This window comes from Kitasatospora sp. NPDC093550 (genome assembly GCF_044764985.1).
Classification (GTDB): Bacteria; Actinomycetota; Actinomycetes; order Streptomycetales; family Streptomycetaceae; genus Kitasatospora.
The window spans coordinates 294,142-314,969 of the sequence record NZ_JBIWJF010000002.1 but is presented as its reverse complement, the minus strand read 5'-3'; the positions used below and the strand labels follow the sequence as shown (position 1 = coordinate 314,969).

The 20,828-nt window shown below is 74.3% G+C and carries 18 protein-coding genes and 1 pseudogene; 9 read left to right on the top strand and 10 right to left on the bottom strand.

Features of this window, described 5'->3' with window-relative positions:
* Window positions 1-84 precede the first annotated feature (84 nt).
* The 3 genes from ACIRD3_RS04555 to ACIRD3_RS04545 all read left to right on the top strand — a co-directional run bounded on the left by ACIRD3_RS04555 (window position 85) and on the right by ACIRD3_RS04545 (window position 2,571).
* Entirely contained in the window at window positions 85-474 is a 390-nt protein-coding gene (locus ACIRD3_RS04555; protein WP_402211508.1) for an SCO5389 family protein, read from the top strand.
* Between the two features lie 215 nt (window positions 475-689).
* On the top strand, window positions 690-1,733 hold the full coding sequence (locus tag ACIRD3_RS04550) for an LLM class flavin-dependent oxidoreductase (protein ID WP_402211505.1): 1,044 nt from the start codon (window positions 690-692) through the stop codon (window positions 1,731-1,733).
* Window positions 1,734-1,947: 214 nt separating this feature from the next.
* The gene (locus tag ACIRD3_RS04545; RefSeq protein WP_402211502.1) at window positions 1,948-2,571 is read left to right on the top strand and encodes a hypothetical protein; all 624 of its coding nucleotides are present in this window, start codon (window positions 1,948-1,950) and stop codon (window positions 2,569-2,571) included.
* A gap of 175 nt (window positions 2,572-2,746) precedes the next feature.
* Here ACIRD3_RS04545 and ACIRD3_RS04540 read toward each other — a convergent pair.
* Window positions 2,747-2,896: pseudogene (locus ACIRD3_RS04540) on the bottom strand (Uma2 family endonuclease); the annotation flags it as partial.
* 285 nt (window positions 2,897-3,181) lie between these two features.
* Here ACIRD3_RS04540 and ACIRD3_RS04535 point away from each other — a divergent pair.
* A complete protein-coding gene (locus ACIRD3_RS04535) occupies window positions 3,182-4,198 on the top strand; it encodes an NADP-dependent oxidoreductase (RefSeq protein WP_402211499.1) in 1,017 nt (338 codons plus the stop codon).
* A 69-nt stretch (window positions 4,199-4,267) separates the two neighbouring features.
* Here ACIRD3_RS04535 and ACIRD3_RS04530 read toward each other — a convergent pair whose 3' ends face one another.
* From ACIRD3_RS04530 to ACIRD3_RS04495, 8 genes are all read right to left on the bottom strand, one after another.
* Window positions 4,268-6,541: a HEAT repeat domain-containing protein gene (locus ACIRD3_RS04530; protein ID WP_402211497.1), complete on the bottom strand. Its 2,274-nt coding sequence runs from the start codon at window positions 6,539-6,541 to the stop codon at window positions 4,268-4,270.
* A 78-nt stretch (window positions 6,542-6,619) separates the two neighbouring features.
* Window positions 6,620-7,249, bottom strand: a complete 630-nt coding sequence (locus tag ACIRD3_RS04525) for a GNAT family N-acetyltransferase (protein ID WP_402211494.1) — start codon at window positions 7,247-7,249, stop codon at window positions 6,620-6,622.
* Window positions 7,233-8,168, bottom strand: coding sequence for a class I SAM-dependent methyltransferase (locus ACIRD3_RS04520; RefSeq protein WP_402211491.1), 936 nt, complete (start codon window positions 8,166-8,168; stop codon window positions 7,233-7,235). The genes ACIRD3_RS04525 and ACIRD3_RS04520 overlap by 17 nt, the downstream gene beginning before the upstream one ends.
* Before the next feature lie 122 nt (window positions 8,169-8,290).
* On the bottom strand, window positions 8,291-8,734 hold the full coding sequence (locus ACIRD3_RS04515; protein ID WP_402211489.1) for a Pycsar system effector family protein: 444 nt from the start codon (window positions 8,732-8,734) through the stop codon (window positions 8,291-8,293).
* 101 nt (window positions 8,735-8,835) lie between these two features.
* Window positions 8,836-9,780, bottom strand: a complete 945-nt coding sequence (locus ACIRD3_RS04510) for a hypothetical protein (RefSeq protein ID WP_402211486.1) — start codon at window positions 9,778-9,780, stop codon at window positions 8,836-8,838.
* Entirely contained in the window at window positions 9,770-11,917 is a 2,148-nt protein-coding gene (locus ACIRD3_RS04505) for a hypothetical protein (RefSeq protein ID WP_402211483.1), read from the bottom strand. Before ACIRD3_RS04505 ends, ACIRD3_RS04510 begins: the two co-directional genes overlap by 11 nt.
* Window positions 11,914-12,849: a hypothetical protein gene (locus tag ACIRD3_RS04500; protein WP_402211480.1), complete on the bottom strand. Its 936-nt coding sequence runs from the start codon at window positions 12,847-12,849 to the stop codon at window positions 11,914-11,916. The genes ACIRD3_RS04505 and ACIRD3_RS04500 overlap by 4 nt, the downstream gene beginning before the upstream one ends.
* 118 nt (window positions 12,850-12,967) lie before the next feature.
* Entirely contained in the window at window positions 12,968-13,654 is a 687-nt protein-coding gene (locus ACIRD3_RS04495; RefSeq protein WP_402211477.1) for a Crp/Fnr family transcriptional regulator, read from the bottom strand.
* Between the two features lie 433 nt (window positions 13,655-14,087).
* On the opposite strand from ACIRD3_RS04495, the gene ACIRD3_RS04490 reads away from it, so the two are divergent.
* The 5 genes from ACIRD3_RS04490 to ACIRD3_RS04470 all read left to right on the top strand — a co-directional run bounded on the left by ACIRD3_RS04490 (window position 14,088) and on the right by ACIRD3_RS04470 (window position 18,927).
* Window positions 14,088-15,794, top strand: coding sequence for a sensor histidine kinase (locus tag ACIRD3_RS04490; protein WP_402211474.1), 1,707 nt, complete (start codon window positions 14,088-14,090; stop codon window positions 15,792-15,794).
* Between the two features lie 17 nt (window positions 15,795-15,811).
* Entirely contained in the window at window positions 15,812-16,198 is a 387-nt protein-coding gene (locus tag ACIRD3_RS04485; RefSeq protein ID WP_402211471.1) for a roadblock/LC7 domain-containing protein, read from the top strand.
* 119 nt (window positions 16,199-16,317) lie between these two features.
* A complete protein-coding gene (locus ACIRD3_RS04480; protein WP_402211468.1) occupies window positions 16,318-16,680 on the top strand; it encodes a DUF742 domain-containing protein in 363 nt (120 codons plus the stop codon).
* Window positions 16,661-17,278 carry a GTP-binding protein gene (locus ACIRD3_RS04475; RefSeq protein WP_402211466.1) on the top strand — a complete coding sequence of 206 codons (618 nt, stop codon included), beginning with the start codon at window positions 16,661-16,663 and terminating at the stop codon, window positions 17,276-17,278. Before ACIRD3_RS04480 ends, ACIRD3_RS04475 begins: the two co-directional genes overlap by 20 nt.
* Window positions 17,279-17,421: 143 nt before the next feature.
* Window positions 17,422-18,927: a cytochrome P450 gene (locus ACIRD3_RS04470; protein ID WP_402211949.1), complete on the top strand. Its 1,506-nt coding sequence runs from the start codon at window positions 17,422-17,424 to the stop codon at window positions 18,925-18,927.
* Window positions 18,928-19,083: 156 nt separating this feature from the next.
* Here the strand turns inward: ACIRD3_RS04470 and ACIRD3_RS04465 are convergent, their stop codons facing one another.
* Window positions 19,084-20,718 carry a purple acid phosphatase family protein gene (locus tag ACIRD3_RS04465; protein ID WP_402211463.1) on the bottom strand — a complete coding sequence of 545 codons (1,635 nt, stop codon included), beginning with the start codon at window positions 20,716-20,718 and terminating at the stop codon, window positions 19,084-19,086.
* Between the last annotated feature and the right edge of the window lie 110 nt (window positions 20,719-20,828).

Genomic DNA, 20,828 nt, shown 5'->3' with positions numbered 1-20,828 from the left:
GCGGGAGAGTCTTTCCTGCAATGGTTTTCATCTTCGATAACCGTCACGCCTTGCCGTGCCCGCACGCCGAAAGAGGACACACCCATGTCGCTCGACGTCTCCCCCGCCCTCCTCGCCCAGGCCCGGGAGGGCCGCGTCGACGAGGCCGAGTTCCTGGCCACCGTCCGCGCCTCGCTCCCGTACGCCTACCAGGTCGTGGCCGGGCTCAGCACCGAACTCGCGGCCGGTGACGAGGAGTTCACCACCGACAACACCACGCCCAGCGACGAGGAGCGCGCCCAGCTGCTGCGCGCGCTCGCCAGCAACGCCATCCGGGGCAGCCTGGAGGACCACTTCGGGGTGAAGCTCGCCTTCGTCAACTGCCACCGCGTCGGCGCCTTCCGGCCCGGCGCCGAGGACAGCGAGGCGTACCGCGAGTTCACCTCGCTGCACAACCAGATCCGCAACCAGAGCCCGGAACTGCGCAGCTGCTGACGGCCGGTGGGAGGGTGGGCCCCCGCCCGGGCGGGGGCCCACCCTCCGGTGGCGGCCGCGTTGCGCCGCCTTGCCACGTGTTGCCGGGTGTTGCGCGCCGGTGTCCGGATCCCGTGCCGATCTTGTCGGGGCGGGGTGCGGATGCGTACGTTCGGAGGGCACCACCGGTCCGGCCCCTCCCCCGGGGCCGCCTCACACCCCGCGGAGCCGCCACCATGTCGCCGGACCCTCGCCCGCTGCGCAAGCTCGGCTTCCTCACCATCGGGCTCTTCGACGAGGCCGACCCGCGCCGGGGCCACGAGTCCACCCTCGACCTCATCACCCTCGGCGAACAGCTCGGCTTCGACAGCGCCTGGCTGCGCCACCGCCACCTCCAGTACGGGATCTCCTCGCCGCTCACCGTCCTCGCCGCCGCCTCCCAGCGCACCAGCCGCATCCAGCTCGGCACCGCCGTCACGCCGCTCGGCTGGGAGAACCCGCTGCGGCTCGCCGAGGACCTCGCCACCGTCGACGTGCTGGCCGGCGGCCGGCTCAACCCCGGATTCAGCGTCGGCCCGCCCACCCACTACGAGCACGTGCGCGGCGCGCTCTACCCCGACACCGGCGAGCAGGAGGACTTCAGCCCCCGGCGCGCCGAACGCCTGCTCGCCCTCGTCCGCGGCGAGGACGCCTCCGACTTCTCCGGCACCGAGGGCATCGAGGTCTACTCCCGCCGGGTCCAGCCGCACTCCCCCGGCCTCGCCTCCCGGCTCTGGTACGGCGCCGGCAGCCTGCGCTCCGCCCGCTGGGCCGGCGAGCAGGGGCTCAACCTGCTCACCAGCAGCGTGGTCAAGGCCGGGACGGACGACGGGCCGCACGACTTCGGCGCGCTCCAGGCCGCCCTGATCCGCGCCTTCCGCGAGCAGCACCCCGACGGCGAACGGGCCCGGGTCTCCCAGGGGCTGGTGGTCATCCCCACCGACAGCGCGACGCCCGAACAGCGCGCCAGGTACGAGGCGTACGCCCGCGCCCGCACCCCGCGCACCCTCACCCCGCAGGGACCGGCCCGGCTGCTCTTCGCCCCGGACCTGGTCGGCACCTCCGAGGAGCTCGTCGAACGGCTGCACGCCCACGCCGGGTTCCGCGAGGTCGACGAAGTCGCATTCGCGCTGCCGTTCGACTTCGCGCACGAGGACTACGTGCAGATCCTCACGGACCTCGCGACCCGGCTCGGCCCGGCCCTCGGCCGGCAGCCCGCCCCGGCGGCGGGCGAGGGCTGACCGGGGCGGGCTGCCGGGCGGCGCGGCTGGCGTCCCCGCTGGGGGTCTCTGCGGAGGGTCGCTGCTCGGGCCGCTACTCGGGGCCTTCGCCCGCGGATTCCAACAGGCGGGCATTCGGGCGGAGTTGACCGCAACCACGGCGAGTGGGGCGACGTCCTGAACAGGTACGGACGGACGGCCGCCCCGGCCGGACGCCGGACCGGGGGAGAGCACGATGGGCCGCTACGACGCCGCACCCGTACCGCCGCCCGCCCTCCACCCCTGTCCGCGGTGCGGCCTCACCGACCAGGTGCGCAGCGTCCCGGCGGTGTACCACGCCGGGCGCAGCAGGGTGACCTCCGGGTCACCACACGGCGACGACGTCCACCGCACCCGCGAGGTCGTCTCCGACCTCGCCCGGGCCCTCGCCCCCGCGCCGCTCCCCGACCGGGCGCCCGGCCGCACGGCCCTGAGCCTGGGCGCCGGGTTCTCCGTGCTCGCCGTCTTCTGCTTCGTCGCGGGGATGCTCGCCAAGGACTTCAACGACGACGCCCAGGGCTTCGCCACCGTGCCGAGCCGCCCCGCCTTCGAGATCCCCAGCACCGTCACCACCGTCGTCGTGCTCATCGCCGCCGGCTGCTTCCTCGCCGGCGTCCTGCTCCGCGCCGCCGCAACCCGCGACCTCGCCGGCCGGCCCCGGGCCGAACACCTCTGGGCCCAGGCCTGGTACTGCGCCCGCTGCGGCACCGCCCACTTCCCGCCCACCGCGGGCCTTCCCACCGGGGCCCTGCAGCTCCGGGAGTTCCGCCGCATCGTCTGGCACGCGGGCGGCTACGGCCACCTCCTCGACCGGTACTGAGCCCCGCGGGAATCAGAACTCGGCGGTGGCCGGGCCGAGTTCGAAGGGGCCCGGGAGCCGTACCGGAACCCCGAACGGGGGCGGGCCTCTCGACCCGGGTGCAGCCGAGCGATCCGGGCTGGGAGAACAGCGTGCACGTGCGCTCCTGCCGGTCCACCAGCAGGTAGAGCGGCGCACCGAACTGCGCGTACCGCCGGCGCTCGACGGTCCGGTCGGTGTCCCCGTTCGAGGGCGAGGTCACCTCCACCACCAGCACCGTCTGGTCGGGAAGCAACGCGCGAGCCGCTTCGGCCAGTTCGCGCGGGACGACGGCCAGGTCGGGCACGTACCGGTCCCCGGTGCCCGGGAGGCGAGGTCTCCGGAGCCCGAGCACCGGTGGTGTCGGTGCGGACGCGGGGCGAGTTGTTCGCGGAGGAGGCCGACGGTGCTCTGGTGGGCCCAGGAGTGTGCCACCGGGGTGGCCGCTCCCTCGATGATCTCCAGCTCCGTCTCCACGGCGCCGGGCCTACCCGGACCTCCCCGGCGGGCGGCCCCTGGTCAGATGAATAAGCGCTTGCTTAGAATCAGGCTCGCCGACATCCGCGAGCCGATTGTGTGACCAGGAGACGTCATGACCGCAGACACCGCAGTCAACCGCCAGATCCGCCTTGCCCGGCGGCCGGTCGGGGAGGTCCGGGCGGAGGACTGGGCGCACGGGAGCGAGGCGGTCGGGGTGCCCGGGGACGGGGAGTTCCTGGGGCGGACGCGGTACGTGTCGCTGGACCCGGCGATGCGGGGGTGGCTGGACGACCGACCGTCGTACCTTCCGCCGGTGGGGCTGGGCGAGGTGATGCGGGCGGGCTCGGTCGTGGAGGTCGTCGCGTCGAACCACCCGAGGTTCCGGGTCGGGGACCACGTGGTCGGGGCCTTCGGGGTCCAGGAGTACGCGGTGTCGGACGGCAAGGGCGCGATCACCGTGGATCCCGCGCTGGCGCCGCTGTCGACGTACCTGGGTGCCCTCGGGATGCCCGGCATGACGGCGTACTTCGGGCTGCTGGAGGTCGGGGCGCTCAAGGAGGGCGAGACCGTGGTGGTCTCCGGCGCCGCCGGGGCGGTCGGCAGCATGGTCGGACAGATCGCCAAGGTGAAGGGCTGCCGGGTGGTCGGCATCGCGGGCGGTCCCGAGAAGTGCGCCCTGCTCACCGAGGAGCTCGGCTTCGACGCGGCGATCGACTACCGCGCCGAGGACGTCCGCAAGGCCCTGCGCACACACGCCCCGGACGGCATCGACGTCTACTTCGACAACGTCGGCGGCCCGATCCTGGACGCCGCGCTGACCCGCCTCGCGATGCACGCCCGGGTGGTGGTCTGCGGCGCGATCAGCCAGTACAACAACGAGACCGCCGTCGAGGGCCCGTCCAACTACCTGTCACTGCTGGTGCGGCGGGCCCGGATGGAGGGCTTCGTGGTCTTCGACTACGCCCGCCGGTACGCGGAGGCCGCCGCCGAGATCGCGGGCTGGATCGGCGACGGCCGGATCAAGGTCAAGGAGCAGGTCGTCGAGGGCACCGTGGCCGACTTCCCGGAGACCTTCCAGATGCTGTTCCGCGGCGAGAACACCGGCAAGCTGGTGCTCCGCCTGGTCTGATCCCGTCACGAGGAGGACCTTCTCGGGCGGCCGCGTCCCCCGCGCGGCCGCCCGAAGCCGGACCGACCCTCAGCTGCCCTGATCGCTGCCGCTGTCCCTCCCGGCGCGGCCGTGGCTCTGGAGCAGCGCGGTGGCGGCGGCGCGGAAGCGTTCGTCGTTGCGGAGGATCCGGCCGTCGAGGCCGGAGCGGACGACCCGCCGGTCGCCCTCGGCGAGGGCGGCGAGCCGTCGGCGCTGGTCGGGGGTCAGAGCGGCGGCGCCGAGGGCCCGGAGGGCTTCGAGCGCGCCCTCGGGGTCGGCCTCGGTCTCGGCGGAGTGGAGCGCGGCCTCGGCGAGGCGGGTGCGGTCGAGGACGGCCGGAGTGGCGGCGGGGTCGGCGGCCGGGTCGGCTACGGAGTCGGCAGCGGGCTCGTCGATGGCGAGCAGCGCGCGGACGGCCGCGGCGGCCGTGTCCGGCTGCTCGACCAACGCCTCCAGGCGGGGCGCGAGGACGCGCACCCCCGCGCCGAGCGGGGCGACCTCCGCGAGGGCCCGGACGGCGTCGAGGGCGCGGACGAGCGTCCAGCGCCCCCAGAGCGACCCGGCCCCGCGGTCGAGGACGGAGGCCAGGATCCGGACGGCCTCGCCCACGCCGCCCTGGTCCCCCTCGTCTCCCCGGTCTCCCCGGTCTCCCCGGTCTCCCCGCCCGCCCTCGATCCGCTGGAGGGCGACGGCGATCGCGATGTCGGCGTCCAGCTCCGGAGTCGTCTCGCCGTCCTCGCTGAGCGCCGCGCGCAGGGCGGGCAGCAGAGGGGCGGCGGCGGGGCCCAGATCGCCGGCGGCACCGGCGGCCTCCGCGACGTCGCGGGAGTCCGGGGTGAGCGCGGCGGCGATGGCTGCCAGCAGGACGTCGGTCTCACCGGTGAGTTCGTGGTGCGCCCGGGCGACCATGAGCGGGCCCGGGCGGTCGGCGGCGCGCAGCGGGGCGGCGGCGCGCAGCGCGCTCGCGGCCCGTTCGCGCTCCTGCGGCGAGCCCCCGGCGGCGACGGCCGCGATCGCGGCGGCGGCGTACGGCCAGCCGGGCAGCACCGCGCAGAGCTCGGGCAGGGCGGCGACGGCCTGCGGGCCCCAGCGCCGCAGCAGGCCGACCAGTTGGGCGGTTTCGTTGTTCCCGAGCCCCTCGGCCGTCAGCCGCGCGCGGACGGCGGCGAACAGCTCCGGGTCGAAGGGCAGGACGAGGTCGGCGGGCGCGCGGAACCCGGCCAGGGACTCCAGCGCCCGCGGGCGCCGGTCGAGGGCGTGGGTGAGCGGCTGGACGGCCTGCCCGGGGGCGATCAGGACGAGCGCGGCCAGGGCCTGGTCGGCCTCCTCGTCGTCCGGCAGGCCGGCGAGTTCGGCCAGCAGCGGGGCGGCTTCGGCGGCGACCGGGCCGAGCTTGCCGAGCAGGTCCGCCGCCACCCGGTCGGCGGCCAGCGGGGCGATGGCCGGGACGAGCCGGCACGGGGCGCTGCGGGACAGGTGGCAGGCGTGGTCGGTCGCCCAGAGGGCCTCCGACCGCACCTCGGGGCGCTCGTCGCGCAGGGCGGTGTCGAGCAGGGTGAGCGCGGCCTCCCGGTCGGCTTCGGTGTCCCGGCTCAGCAGGGCCTCGGTGACCGCCTGGAGCGGCTCGCGGCGGCTCTCCTCGTACAGGTTCGAGGCGGTGTCCTCGGCGGGCAGCAGGTCGAGCAGGGCCGCGTGATGGGCGGCGCTCCACGGCTCGCCCGCGTCCAGGGCGGTGAACAGCGCGGCCAGGCGCAGCGGCGCGGGCGTCCGCTCGCCGAGCAGCGCGCGGGCCTCGGCGGCGGCGCCGGCCGGGTCGAACCGTCCGACGGCGGTGAGCAGTTCGGCCAGGACGGCGGGATCCGTCTCCTCCGCCCAGCGCCGGCGCAGCGCGGGCAGGGCGTCGGCGGCCCCGGTGTGGCCGACGGTCCACACCGCGCCCTGCCGGACGGCGGCCCGCTCGTCGGCCATCAGCGGTACCAGCAGCGGGAGTTGGGCGGCCACGGCGGCTCGCACCCGGCCCGGCTCGACCTCCCGCTCGTCCCGGCTCTCGGCCATGCCGCCGAGCAGCCAGAGCGCCTGCTGCGGCTTGTGCCCGGCGGCGGCGAGCCGGGCCAGGTAGGGCGCGGCGTCCGCGCTGGCGGAGTAGACCGTCCCCTGGTGGAGGATGCAGGAGAACAGCTCGGAGACCGCCTCGTCCGCCGCCTCGCCGTCCTCGGCGAGCGCGCGCAGCAGGTCCGGGAGGTCCTCGGCGGGACCGTAGGCGTGCGAGACGGTGTCCCAGGGGTGGGCGTCGAGACCGGCGAGGGCGGTGGCGAGATCCATGGACGGGATCCTCGCAGGTGGGACCGACAACGGGGTGATCGGCCGGTGTGCTCGCGCACCGGTGCGCCATGACGATCGTCAGCGCCCGGCCACCGTCGGCTCGGTGTCCAGCACGAGCACCATGTGCAGCTTGGCGACGGCCAGTCCGTCCACCAGGACGGCCCTCGGCTCCCGGCCCCACACCTCGAACCCGCAGGCGGTGTAGAGCCGCAGGGCCGCCTCGTTGCCCTCCGAGACGGTCAGCAGCACCTGCCGCAGCAGCCCGTCCTCGGCGGCCGTGCGCAGCACCTCGCGCACCAGCGTCCGGCCGATCCCCCGGCCGCCGGCGGCGGGGGCCACCGCCATGCCGTACAGCGTGCCCTTGTGCCGTTCCTGGCTCCGCCGCGCGACCTCGAGCCCGGCGGTGCCGACCAGCGCGCCGGTGCCGTCGAAGGCGCCGAGCAGGGCGCCCGGCCCGTCCTCGGCCTCGGCGAGGCGGCTCAGCGTGGCGGACATCGGCTTGGCGCGCTCCTCGGCGTAGCCGGAGGTGAAGGCGCTGGGCGTCGCGCGCAGGGCGTCCAGCCGGAAGGCCCGGTACGGTTCGGCGTCCGCGCGGCCCAGGCGGCGGACGGTGACGGGCTCGGCGCGGCGGACGGTGACGGGCTCGGCGCGGCGGACGGTGACGGGCTCGGCGCGGCGCCCCGCCGCGGGCTCAGCCGAGGCGGACACGGGTGCACCGGGTCACGTACGGCAGGGCGATCGTTTCCCGGCCCGCCAGGTCCGGGTGGCCGGCCAGCAGCTGCTCGACGTCGGCCAGCAGGCGGGCGCGCTCGGCCTCCGGCAGGGCGATGACGTAGCTGCGCGAGGCGACCATGTCGACGATCCCGGCCGGCGTGGTGGCGTGCTCCCAGCGGATCTCCAGCCGTTCGGGCGGGCCGAAGGGCGCCGGGACGGCCGGGCTGGTGTCGATCCGCTGCCCGGTCGAACGGTGCATCAGCGCACCGAGTTCGGCCGCCCAGGGCTCGCACTCGTCCCGGACGTTCCACACCAGCGCCAGCGTCCCGCCGGGGGCGAGCACCCGGGCGATCTCGGGCACCGCGGCCGCCGGGTCGAACCAGTGCCAGGCCTGCGCCACCACGACCGCGTCCACGCTCCCGTCCGGCAGCGGGATGCGCTCCGCCGAGCCCGCCCGGACGGCCGCCTTCGGCACCGCCGCGGCCAGCTGCGCCCGCATGCCCCCGTCGGGCTCGACCGCCACCACGTCCAGGCCCGCCTCGACCAGCAGCCGGGTCAACTTGCCCGTGCCGGCGCCCAGATCGAGCACCCGCCGGGCCTCCCGCGGCACCGCCGACCCGATCAGCGCCTGCGGGTACCCCGGCCGCCCGGCCTGGTACGCGGCCGCCGCCACCCCGAACGACCGCGCCCGCAGCCGCTCCGCCCACCGCCGCGTCGCCCCCTGCCGGGTCATCCCGCAGGCCCGCCCGATCTCCTCCCAGGTCGCCTCCCGCCCCCGCCGCAACTCCTCCACCAGCTCCGTCCGCCGCTCCTCCAACGCCTCGATCACCCCCGACAACCGCCGCAACCCCTCCAGCCCGCCCGCCCCGGCCACATCCGCCGCCACCCGCCGACCAAGATCACCCGTCTCCATGGGCCCGCACTGTAGGGGCGGCCGCCACGAGCCGTCAACGGTCATTGCGTGTCGAGGCAACAGCTGTTGCCCTCCCGCGGGACCGGACGGCCCCGGTCGAAGCCCGACCGGGGCCGTCCCCCTCAGAGCGGCCCGAGGGTCAGCGCGAACTGCGGAAGCGCCAGGAGCAGCAGGACGGTGCCGGCCTCGATCCACCGGTACTTCGCCCGGATGATCGCGCTGGTGCCGGCCAGCGCGGTGAGCAGCGGGCCGGCCGGGTCGCGCCCGACCCGCTCGAAGTCACGGCGCAGCCGGTCCGGACCGGCGCCGGGAGCGATGTGCTCGAAGTACCCCGGGCCGCCGGCCCTCGCGCCCCGCCCCTTGCGGTGGCGCGGCACCAGCGCGGCCGCGAAACAGGCGACGGCGAGCAGGGCGCTGGCCACGGAGGTCCACCGCAGGAGCCGGCTCCCGGGAGCGCCGCCGCCGCTGCCCAAGGGGATGAAGGTGGCGAGCACGGCGCCCGTGAAGGCCAGGAACACGGCGGCCTTGGTGTCCGCCCGGACGAGCTCCGCGCTGTTGGCCGCCATCAGACGCTCCATCGCCGACACCGAGGACGGGCCGGACACCGCCGTCCGCACCGAAGCCCGGTGGCGGCGCGCCTGCTCACGCCGCACGCCACACGACCGGATCACCGCGGACTCCCGTTCGGCACGGCACCGGGCGTCCAGCCGTTGGCCTGGGAACGGATCTTCACGAACTCCGGCCCCGGCGCCTGCGGGCCGGGCCCGGGGACCTTCCGCCCGAGGGCGACCAGGCGGTCACGCAGCATCCTGGACAGCTCCTGCTGCTCCTGCGCCGTCAGCGTGCCCAGCATGCCGGCCAACTGGTCCTGCCAGGTGGTCTCGCCCCGGAGGAGGTCGGCGTGACCGACGGCCCAGTCCAGGACCTCGCGGACCTCGTCCGGCTTCCGGGCCAGCCAGAGCGCCGCGAGGGCGACCGGTCCGTCCTGGACGGACCGACGGCAGAACTCGTACTCCGCCGGGCTCGTGTCGATCCACAGGTTCGCCGCGTGGGGCTCCCCGAGCCGCGGCTCGGTTCCGTGCTCACGGGCGGAGACGTCCGTGACGCGGTAGCTGAGGCCGCACTCAGACAGCACACAGGGTGCCGCCAAGTACTGCGCCAGCTCGTGCGCGCCCAGCTGCGCCCCTGCGGCGGCGAATTGCTCCTTGAGCTGGTGCAGGCGCCGGTCGAGGTCCTTGCGGACGGGTCGCCAGCCACGGCTGGTCCCGGTTCGCACCACCTGCGCCGCGTCGTGGACCCACCACAGGACGTCGACCTCCAGCGGTTCCGTGCCGTACGGGGTGGGGAGGCCCACGGCGCCGACGTTCGACCGCTCGTCCAGCTCGACCAGGTACGCCCGGTCGAACCCGCGCAGCCCCACCCGGGCCCCGGATCCGCCGCCCTGGCCCTCGGGCACGCTCCGGCGGCGGGCCCCGAGCTGGTGGTGGTGCCCGTCCCGGTCCCGCAGGACGAGGACGCGGTCGCGCCGCCCGGACCAGCGGTGCCGGAGTATCTCCCGCCAGGGGGCCCGGGTGGCCTGGGTGTAGACGGGAGAGTCAGTCTCATTGGTCATCAAAGCCTCCGAATGAACGAGCCGCCCGGTACGGCCCGGGTTCTCCTCGCCGCCAGGCCTCCAGCGCGGTGTGCGCGATGTCGCGGCCGACCAGGTCGGGGGTGTCGTCGCCGTCGATCTCGACCAGCAGTCTCAGCTCGCCGGATCGCATGTCCCGCGCGAGCGCGGTGAGCAGCGTCTCCACGGCGGCTCGCAGCGGTTCGTCCCGGATCGCCTGGTGACACCAGTCGACCAGCGCCAGACTGGCATGGTCGAAGGTGCGGTCGTCGTTGAGTGTCCGCCGGACCAGAGTGATCACCGCCTCGGCGAACTCGCCGTCGCCGCCCAGCTGCTGCTGGAACCACGTGGGGACCAGCAGCAGCCCGGCGAAGACGTCCAACGAGAGCGTGGCGTGACCCCCCGGCTGGTCCGCCCACTCCAGGAGCTCACCGAGGACGGCCGGCTGGTTGCCGCCCACGAAGAGCCTCTGCAGACCACCGCGTACGGCGCCGGAAACCGTGCTCTCCTTCCCTTCCTCTCCCCGGTAGCAATGCCGGAGCAGGCGCAACGCGGGTTCCGGCCGTGAGACACCGAAGTCCCCACCGCAGGCTTCGGCGACGGTGGACCGCAGTCGCCAACCGCCTCGGCGGCTCCAGCTCCTGAGGTGGTGTTTCACCTCGCCCGCCAGGATCGGGTCCTGCGCCGCGACGCCCAGCGCGTACGCAGCGGTACTACGGCAGTGCGCACGGTCGGACCGGGCCAAATCGTAGATGTGTCGAATGGCCCGGCGGCCGCCCGTCCAACCGGCGGCGAGCCCCACCACGTGGCCCACCGGCTCGGCCAGCTCGGGCTCGGTCTCGGCGACCACGTTCATCCACTCGGTCAGCAGGACCGACACGTCGCGGTACTGCCGCCAGACGTGGCGCAGCACCGACTCCGCCTGTCGGTGCCGCCTGAAACGGACCGGCTCCACCGTGTAGGAGTAGCCCCAGGTCCGCCGCGTCTCGCTGGGCAGGCACTCGGCGCGGACGGTCGCCAACAGTGCGTCCAGCGAGCGTCGGAAGGCGAACCTCGGGTTCTCGCGAGGGGCTTCGCTGCGAACGGATCGCCGATGGTCGCCGTGCTCGTCCACGCTCACCGGCAGCAGCGCGTCGAGGCGGCCGTCGGCCAGCCTGAGCAGCCGGTCGGCTTCCTCCCGCACGATCCTGCGGTCGAAGCCTTCCAGAACGCTCGTCACCAGGAGGAACGCAAGCCCGTCCGGGTCCTTTCGAAGCGCGTGCAGGAGGTCGGGGGCCTCCGTCTCCGCAAGGAAGCTGAGCCGCTCACCGAGGTCGGCCGGGTCGGGGCCTTCGTCACCAGCCCCGCTCACCGCCGCGACGAGTTCGGCGACCTGGGCCGGCACCAGCCCGGGCGCCAGCAGACCGTCGAGGTCCGGCCCCAGCCGGTCCAGCAGCGCCCGGCGCCGGGCGCCGTCGAGAACGGCGGCTTCCAGGCACGCATCGAAGACCGCACGCGGCGTCGGGGAGAGGTAGCGCACCGGAGTGATCTCCAGATCGCGGGCCAGGGCGCGGAGACGGTCTGCATCGTGCGGGAGCATCACCACCATGTAGGCGTCGGCGTCGTCCAACCGCCGTCGAAGCCTGGCGATCGCCGCCGGGCCGAGCCGGACCTCCGGTGCGAGGCCGTGCACCAGATAGCCGCGAGCCTCGCGCTGCGTCGGCCCCCACACGGACAGGTCCGAGTCGCTGTCGAGCGCGCGCAGGACAGTGCTGTGCCCGCTGCACTCGAACAGCAGGTTGAGGGCCGTGGTGCGCCTCCCGGTGCCGGGTTCCCCGACGAGGAAGAGCAGGCGGGTACGAAGCCGCTCCAGCGCTTCGGGGAAGCAGTCCGGTGTTGCGAATCCGGTTCGGGCGGCCAGGATCTCCAGCGGGGAGATGGGCCCGTCCTGCGCCTCCACCGGTCGAGTGCCACCCGGGACGGCGCCAGTAGTCTCGACATGCTGGTCCCCGTGGACCTCTCCGGTGTTGATGTTGCTGCCCGGAGCGTAGACGACGGTCTGCCAAGGATGGCCCCACCAGGGGCTGGATCCGTCGGTGAACTCATCGGCGAAGACCTCGAAGTCGAGCTCGTCGGGCGAGCCCCCACCGTCGGGGCTCACCGGTGGTGCTCGTTCTTGTCGCCGTGGACGGTGTCGCCCTTGTTGCCCGCCACGAAGTCGCCGCCGAAGCCCCCGTAGGAGTCGCGGCCCGCGTTGGTGACGCTCTGCCCGCCGTGCACCGTGCCGCTGTTGATGTTGCCGCCGTCGGCCCGCTGGTTCACCACGGTCCGCCGCGCGCGACGGTACTCGGCGGGCTCGGCGGGCTCGGCGGCGGGCGCGCGCCGCTCCTGCTCCTCGACGACGGCGTCTCCGAGGATCCTGCGGTCGTAGAGGTTCCCGGACGGCGCCGGCACGTACAGCCAGGCCCGCTGGTCGAAGCGCTTGCCCTCGACCGTGGCGGGGACCTCGATGAAGTGGTCGGGGTGCCGTCCGGTGTATCCACCGGCCACCGCGTCCTGGTAGCAGCGGTCGGACAGGATGGCCGCCACCTGGGTGATGCTCTCGTTGGAGGCGGCCAGCATGGCCTTCACCGGGCGGGAGTCGAGCAGGCGGTGGGTGTCGTTGCGCGGGGTGCCGTTGCCGTCGAACTCACCGCCCGTGTCGGGGAGCGGGCCGATGTGGAGGCTGACCCGCAGGCGGATGCGCACCGTGCCGGACGAGTGGACGTTGAACTCGGTGAGCACGTCCTGCAGCGTGTTCAGCCAGGGGTGGATCAGGAAGGGCATCCAGGCCGGGTCGAAGCCGAAGACGTACCCGTCGCCGGTGGAGCCGGGGAACCGCCGGTCCTGCCAGACCTGGGCCAGTCCCGCCCGCTCGAAGGACCACTGCAGCACCTCCGGGACGGCCCGGCTGATCACGCCGTGCTCGATCGCCGGGTACCCGGTGAAGTCCTTGGCGTCCACCGCCACGATTCCCCGGTACGGGGGGAGGTGCCGGCTGCGGGTGTGGGGCAGGGCGCTGGCCTCGGGCCGCGGCTGGTCGAACTCCGTCATCTCTGCTCCTTGTCGTTCCCGAACTGACCTTGCGCCACCCAGCTTCGCGAGACCGGGTCGCGCGGTGTGCCCGCTCAGTGCGGAAGGAGCGTGACGGCGCTCACACGGGTCGACGGCGTCAGGTGCGGATCGCCGCGGCCGCGCGCCGGAGTTCGGGGAGGTCGCCGATGACGACGGACTTCCGGCCCGCTTCGACCCCTCGGGTGCCCAGGCCCGCGAGCGCCGCGGTGACGGTGTTCCTGGACACGCCCAGGTGCTGGGCCAGTTCGTCGCGGGTCAGGGCGAGTTCGACGCGCGCCTCCCGCGGGGTACCGGTGGAGAACTCGGCCAGGGCGACCAGGGCGGCGGCCAGCCGGGCCGTGACGTCGCCGCCGGTTCGGGCCAGGTCCGACTCCCGCAGCCGTCCCATCGCGTAGCGCACCATCACGGGGTACAGGTTCCGCTCGGCGACGAAGCGCAGGAAGACGTCCTTGGCCAGGACGGCGACCGTACAGTCCGAGATCGCGTGGACGCTCGCGGAGCGGACGCCGTCGTCCAGGACGGCGACCTCGCCGAGCACCTCGCCCGGGCCCCGGAAGGCGAGCAGCTGGACGTCCCCGTCGCGTTCGCGCCGGGTCACCTTGGCGACTCCGGCGAGCAGGGCGAGGACGTGGGTGCCCTCCTCTCCCTGCCGCAGCAGGGTGGCGCCGATCGGGTGCCGGCGTTCGAAGGCGCCGTCCAGCAGGCCGGTCCAGGCCTCGTCGCCCATCAGGTGGCGCAGGGCGCGGCCCAGCGGGTCGGGGGTTCGGCCGGCGTGATCGGTCATGTGACGACCTTAGGAGGCCTGGCGTCCGTGCGCGGACGGATCCGGGCGGACCGACGGCACGCAGCCGCCGCGCCGGGGCTCCCCTTCCGGGTGGTCCGCGTGTGGCGGGTTGACGGAAAGGGTGGCGCTTAGCACGAACTTGCCCCGGCGCGCCGGGACTTGGCGGGGAAACCCTTCGCATGGGCGAATCCGGGGCGGGTTGGCGGTGCGGGGGCGGCGGGGCGAGAAGCCTGGTGCGGGGCGGCGTTCCGCCGGGCGCGGGACTGGTGTGCGAGATGTCGGGCATGTCCGGCAAGTTGCCACAAGTCGGTTGAGAGACAGTATTTTTGAGTTTCGGTCAGTATTGTCCTGAACTTGGCTATGCTGCAGCACCACGCCTCCGGAGCCGGTCGCCGTCCGTCCCCGTACTGTTCCGATCGTTTGAGGATGCTGAATGCTTCGAGCTGGATCGTCACCCGCCAGACGGCGCCCCGCGCCCCTGCTCGGCTGGCTGCTGCCGACGGCCGTGATGGCGGCGGCCGTGGCGGTCGCCGCGGCGGTGGTGACTGCCGGGGCCCGGGCCGGGGTGCTGTGGTGCGGGGCGACGGGCACCGTGCTGGTGGCCGTGGTGGCCGCCGAATCGGCGCGCCGGGGGCGTGCGTTGGCCGAGTTGCGGGACCGCAGCACCCGGCAGGCGGAGGACCTGCAGCGGCGGCTGACCGGGCAGGAGGACGAGCTCGCGCGGCTCGCCGAGACCGAGCTGCGCCGGGTGGTCGCCGGGGCCCGCTACGGGTACTCGATGGACGTCCTGCTGAACCCGATCGAGCAGGCCGCCGCGGGCGTCTCCCCGAGGTTCCGCAAGTCCCTGGTGGCCGTCGCGCACGGCATCGCCGTCGCCGTCGACGACGAGGTGAGCCGGCGCGACTCCGCCGAGCGCGCCTTCGTGAACATCGCCCGCCGGGTCCAGGCGATCATCCACCGGCAGGCCAAGGACCTGCGGGAGATGGAGGACCGGCACGGCAACGACCCGGCGGTCTTCGACGACCTGCTGCGCCTGGACCACGGCAACGCGCTGACCGGCCGGCTCGCCGACAGTATCGCCGTGCTCTCCGGCGCCCGCCCCGGCCGCCAGTGGACCCGCCCGATCGCCCTCTACAGCGTGCTGCGCGGCGGCATGTCCCGGATCCTGGAGTACCAGCGGGTGGACCTGCACCCGGTCGCCCAGATCTCCGTCACCGGCCCGGCCGTCGAGCCGCTGATCCACGCCGTCGCCGAGCTGCTCGACAACGCCACCCGCTACTCCCCGCCGCACACCCACGTGCACCTGAGCGCCTCCGAGGTGCAGAGCGGGATGGCGATCGAGATCGAGGACGGCGGCCTCGGCCTCACCGACGAGGCCGTCGCCCGCGCCGAGCGGTCGATGCGCGAGGCCATGGTCTCCAAGGACTTCGACGACCTCACCGAGTCCCCCCGGCTGGGCTTCGCCATCGTCGGCCGGCTCTGCCAGGCGTACGGCTTCCAGGTGTCGCTGCGCCGCTCCGCGTACGGCGGGGTGCGCGCGGTGCTGGTCGTGCCGCAGGAACTGCTCACCACCGCTCCCCCGACCGGGCGGGCGCACGGCATCGGCGCCTTCTCCGGCCCGCGCCCGCTGCCGCCGACCCCGCCCCGGCAGGCCTCGGCCCGTCCGTGGGGCGCCCGGACCACCTCGGCCGGCGTCGGCCCGTCCTACGGCTCGACCAACCCGTGGGGGTCGCCGGTGACGGCGGGCGCCGTCCCGGGCGGCGGGGACGACGAGGTGATCGTGACCGAGCGGACGGCCAACGGCCTGCCGCAGCGCCGACGCGTCCGGCCGACCGGCCGCGCCGCCTTCGCCACGCCCCCGCGCGGCACCGGCCGCCCCTCCGCGCCGCCGTCCGCACAGCCCGTCCAGCCGGCCGGTCCGACGGCGGGCCCCGCGGCGGGACCGGCGGCCCAGGCCCCCCGCCCCGCCGCCAAGGAGCCGAAGCAGCCCGGCCTGTGGCTGGAGGCGTTCATGGACGGCATCAAGGGCACCGGCTCCGGACCGTCCGCCGGCTCGGCCGGTCCCGACGGCGCAGCCGGCCCCGGACGCACCCGACCCGGACACACCAGTGAAGAAACGGCAGGGAAAGGCGAGCAGTGATTCCGCACCGCAGCAACATGGACTGGATCCTCAACGACCTCGCGCACAGCGTCCCGTACGTGCGCCACGTCATCGTGCTGTCCGCCGACGGCCTGCGGATCGCCCAGTACGGGACCGACCCGGACACCGCCGACCGCCTCGCCGCCGCGTGCGCCGGGCTACAGAGCCTGGCGGCCGCCGTCGGGCACGAGTTCCCGCACGGGAACGGCTCGATGCGGCTGGTGGTGATCGAAGTCGACGGCGGCTACTTCTACCTGATGGCGGCCGGCGACCGCGCCTACCTCGCGGTGCTCGCCGACGAGGGCGTGGACGCCGGGCTGGTGAGCCACCAGATGCGCGACCTGGTGGCCCGGATCGGCGAGCACCTGTCCACGCCGCCGCGCAACCCCGAGGTGGTCGCGTGAACCGGCCCCCGGCCCGGCGCCGCGGCGCGACGGCCCATGACCGAGCGTCCGGCACATGAACGGGCGCCCGACACGTGAACGAGCGACGGGCACATGAACGAGGACAGTGAGGCGGTCGCATGACGGCAGACCAGGGCAGTGGCTGGGAAGGCCCCGAGCCCGACCGCCTGTACGTGATCACCCGCGGCCGCAGCGGTCCGTCCGGGCCCGGGGTCTTCGACCTGGTCACCCTGATCGTCTCCCGGGGGGAGCCGACGCCCGCCCTGCAGCCCGAGCACGCGGCCATCCTGCGGCTGTGCCGCTCCCCGCTCTCGGTGGCGGAGGTCTCCGCCTACCTGGAGCTGCCCACGAGCGTGGTCACCGTCCTGTTGGCGGACCTGCTCGACGACGAACTGATCGAGGCCCGCGCCGCCGTCCCGGCGGCGGAACTTCCCGACCGGGCCCTGTTGGAGGCGGTGATCCATGGACTTCAGCGGCTCTGACACGGTGGTGGGGCCGGCCGGCGCGGACCTGCTGCCGGACACCGTCACCACGGCGGTCAAGGTGGTGATCGTGGGCGGCTTCGGCGTCGGCAAGACGACGCTGGTCAGCTCGGTCAGCGAGATCCGCCCGCTGACCACCGAGGAGACGATGACCCAGGCCGGGGTCGGCGTGGACGACCCGACCGGGGTCGAGGCCAAGACCTCCACCACCGTGGCGATGGACTTCGGCCGGATCAGTCTCAGCGAACGACTCGTGCTGTACGTCTTCGGCACCCCCGGGCAGGAGCGGTTCTGGTTCCTCTGGAACGGCCTGTTCGAGGGCGCGCTGGGCGCGGTGGTGCTGGTGGACACCAGACGACTGGAGGTCAGCTTCGAGGTGATCGGGCGGCTGGAGGAGCGCGGCGTGCCCTTCGTGGTGGCCGTCAACGGCTTCCCGGAGGCGCCGAGCGTGCCGCTGGAGGAGCTGCGAGGCGCGCTCGACCTCCCGACCGAGGTCCCGATCGTCGCCTGCGACGCACGCAGCCGCGAGTCCAGCCGGGACACCCTGATGACGCTGATGCACTACCTGTACGAGCTCGCCGCGCCGCCCGGCCGCTGACGCCCGCTCACCGGCCGGCGGCCGCGAACCACGGCACGCCGGCCGATCCATCCCGTAGGCCGAACCCGTGGGCCCCGACCCGTAGACCCGCACCCGTGGCCCGCCTACGTACCAAGACCGACCCCCCCGTGACCGGAGACCCTGTGACCACCCCGTTCCCCGACGCCTCCGCCGGCTCCGCCGCCCCCACCCCGCCGCCCGGCTGCCCGGCCCACGGCCTCGCCGCCGACCGGATCGGCCCGATCGGCCCCGGCGGCCTGCGGCGCCTGTACGGCCCGGACGCCGAGGCCGACCCGGCGGGCCTCTACGAGAAGCTGCGCGCCGAGTACGGCGAGGTGGCCCCGGTGCTGCTGCACGGCGACCACCGGGCCTGGCTGATCCTCGGCCACGGTGCCAACATCACCGCGATGCGCACCCCCTCCCTCTTCTCCCGCGACTCCCGTCTGTGGACGGCGTTCCGCACCGGCGAGGTCCCGATGGACTCCCCGCTGCTGCCGGTCATCGCCTGGCAGCCGATCTGCGTCTTCGCGGACGGCGAGGAGCACCGCCGGCTGCGCGGCGCCGTGCTGGACGGCCTGAACCGCTTCGACCGGCGCGGCATCCGGCGCCACGTCCGGCGGTTCACCACCGACCTGGTCCAGGTGGTCGGGCCGACCGGCCGGGCCGAGCTGATCACCCAGTTCGCCGAGCACCTGCCGATGCTGGTGATGACCAAGCTGCTCGGCATGCCCGATGAGTACGGTCCGCAACTGGTCGACGCCGCCCGGGACCTGATGAAGGGCACCGAGACGGCCATCGCCAGCAACGAGTACGTGGTGGCCGGCCTGCGCCGGACCATCGCCATCAAACGTGAGGCGCCCGGCGACGACCTGACCAGCCACCTCCTGGCGCACCCGGCCAGGCTGACCGAGGACGAGGTGATGGAGCACCTGCGGGTGGTGCTGCTCGCCGCCAACGAGACCACCGTCAACCTGATCGCCGACTCGCTGAAGATGGTGCTCACCGACCCGCGCTTCCGCGCCCACCTCTCCGGCGGCCAGATGACCCTGGGCGAGGCCTTGGACCAGGTGCTCTGGGACTCCCCGCCGATGTCCCTGGTGGCCGGGCGCTGGGCCACGGCCGACACCGAGCTCGGCGGCCAGCAGATCAAGGCCGGGGACCTGCTGCTGCTCGGGCTCGCCGCCGGGAACGTCGACCCGGTGGTCCGCCCCGACCTGGCCACCCCGCTGTACGGCAACCGCTCCCACCTGTCCTTCGGCGCGGGGCCGCACGAGTGCCCGGGCCAGGACATCGGGCGGCACGTCGCCGAGGCCGGCATCGACATCCTGCTCACCCTGCTGCCGGACGTCCGACTCGCCGTACCGGAAGAGGACCTGACCTGGAGCTCCGCCTGGATCTCCCGGCACCTGACGGCGCTACCGGTGGAGTTCACCCCGCGCGACATCGAGCCGGACCCGGAGTCGGTCGCCGAGGCGGAGCGCGCGGCGGCCCGGCGGGCGGAGGCCCAGCGGCTGGCGGACTCCGAGCGGGCCGCCCGGATCGAGGCCGCGGGCACGGGTGCCGGGGCGTCCGGCTCCGCCGCGCCGCGCGTTCCGGGGCAGCGACGGCGCACCTGGTGGACGGTGGTGACCGACCTCTTCCGGCGCTGAGCCGGCCCCCCTGCGCTGAACGCCCGCGCTGGGTCCCCGGCGCTGAACCGGCCGTGGACCGCGACCGGCGGGGTCTTCACCGACCCCGCCGGTCGCGCGGCCGTACCCGGGTCAGCCCCTACGCCCCCCCCCCCGGCCCGCCGGCCCGGGCGCCCGTCAGTCCGAGCGCCCGTCCGTCCGGCGCCGGTACAGGGTGAAGGTGTCCACCGGCGTGAGGTCGCCGTGCGGTCCGTCGAACGTGTAGTAGGTGACCTTCATGGTGGTGGTGCCGCCGCGGCGGTCGCCGGGGTCGACCTCGAAGGCGGCGAAGCCGTGGCTGTGTCGGCGGTCCTGGACGGCCGCCCACGGCGCGTCCTCGGTGAGCCAGATCGACTCCCGGTACGGCGCCCCCGGTTTCGGGTCCTCCAGTCCGATGACCACCCGGCCCTTGGGCGTCTCGAAGAGGTCGCCCTGGGTGGTGGCGGCGTTGCCGCCGGCGCCGATGATCATGTGGACGGTGCCCCGCCCGGTGTCGATCAGGTCGGTGCGGGTGTCGGTCGGCACCGGCGTGCGGGTGTCGTTGGGCAGGGTGCCGCGGACGGGGTGGGAGCGCTCGTAGTAGTGCTCGTGGCCGCACAGCACCAGGTCGACCCCGTAGGCGTCGAACAGCGTGCCCCAGGTCTCCCGGATGCCGAGGTCGCTGCCGGCGCCGTGCAGGGAGCTGGAGATCATCGGGTGGTGCATGCACACCACGATCCAGTCGATCGCCTTGGTGTTCCGGGCCGCACGCAACTCGCGCTCCAGCCAGCGCTGTTGGGCGCCGCCCGAGTAGCCGCGCAGATAGTTGTCGCCGGAGTTCTGGATCGCCACGTCGTCGTTGGCGAGGCTGATGAACCGCACCGAGCCGACGGTGAAGGCGTACCACATGCCCCGGGTCTCCTCGTCCGAGGAGGCGGAGGAGTCCGGGAGGTCGAAGTAGGCCTGGTAGCCGAGGGCGCCGATCGGGCCGTTGCCGCCCTCGTTCTCGTGGTTGCCGACACAGGGCATCCAGGGCCGCAGCCGGGTGGAGCGGCTGTTGCTGATGAACCAGTCGGCCCAGGTGGCGGTGCGGCTCTGGCCGTGGCGACCGGCGTAGGAGGAGTAGCAGAGGTCTCCGTTGAGGAGGTTGAACAGCGGCCCGACGCGTTCCACGGCGCTGACGATGTCGGCCGAGGCCGAGGTGCCGACCTGGCTGCTCATGTACACCGGGTACTTGCCGAGCGGTGAGGGCATGCCGTCGGGGAAGGTGACCAGGCGGCGGAGGTTGGGCGCGGCCTGGTCGCCGAAGCTGGTGAAGGTGAACGGGGCGCGGCCGCGCGGGGCGGTGGTGAAGGTGCCGGTCTCGGGGTTCGCGCCCTCGTGGCCCGCGCTGTAGAGGTAGGTGGTGCCGGGGCGCAGGCCGCCGAGGCGGGCGTGGTGGACGTACACCTCCACCTTGTCGATCGAGTCCCGGTAGGTCCGGGTCTGCGCCTGGACGACCCGGCCGAGGCCGCCGTCCGGCGTGCCGTAGCGGACCTGCGGCCGGCGGACGGACTGGGGGGTGAGCCAGGAGACGGTCATCTCCGAGCTGGGGTCGGTGCCGAACTGCAGGTGCAGTCCGGTCACGCCGGCGGCTCCGCTGCGGTGCGGGCCGGTCTGCAGGAGTGGGCTGGTGGGGGCGTCGTCGGCCGGCTGGGCGACCGCGGGCTGCGCGCCCGTCGTCGTGCCCGCTGCCACCAGGGCGGCGCCGGCCGCCGAGGTGCCTTTGAGGATGGACCTGCGTGCAAGGGTCATGGAAGCTCCGCCTGTCGAGTGGGGGATCGACGGGAGGCCACTGTAATGACATGTGCACGTAAAGACGATCGTTTCGCCGGACTCCGGGTCCGGACCGTCGTCGAATTGAC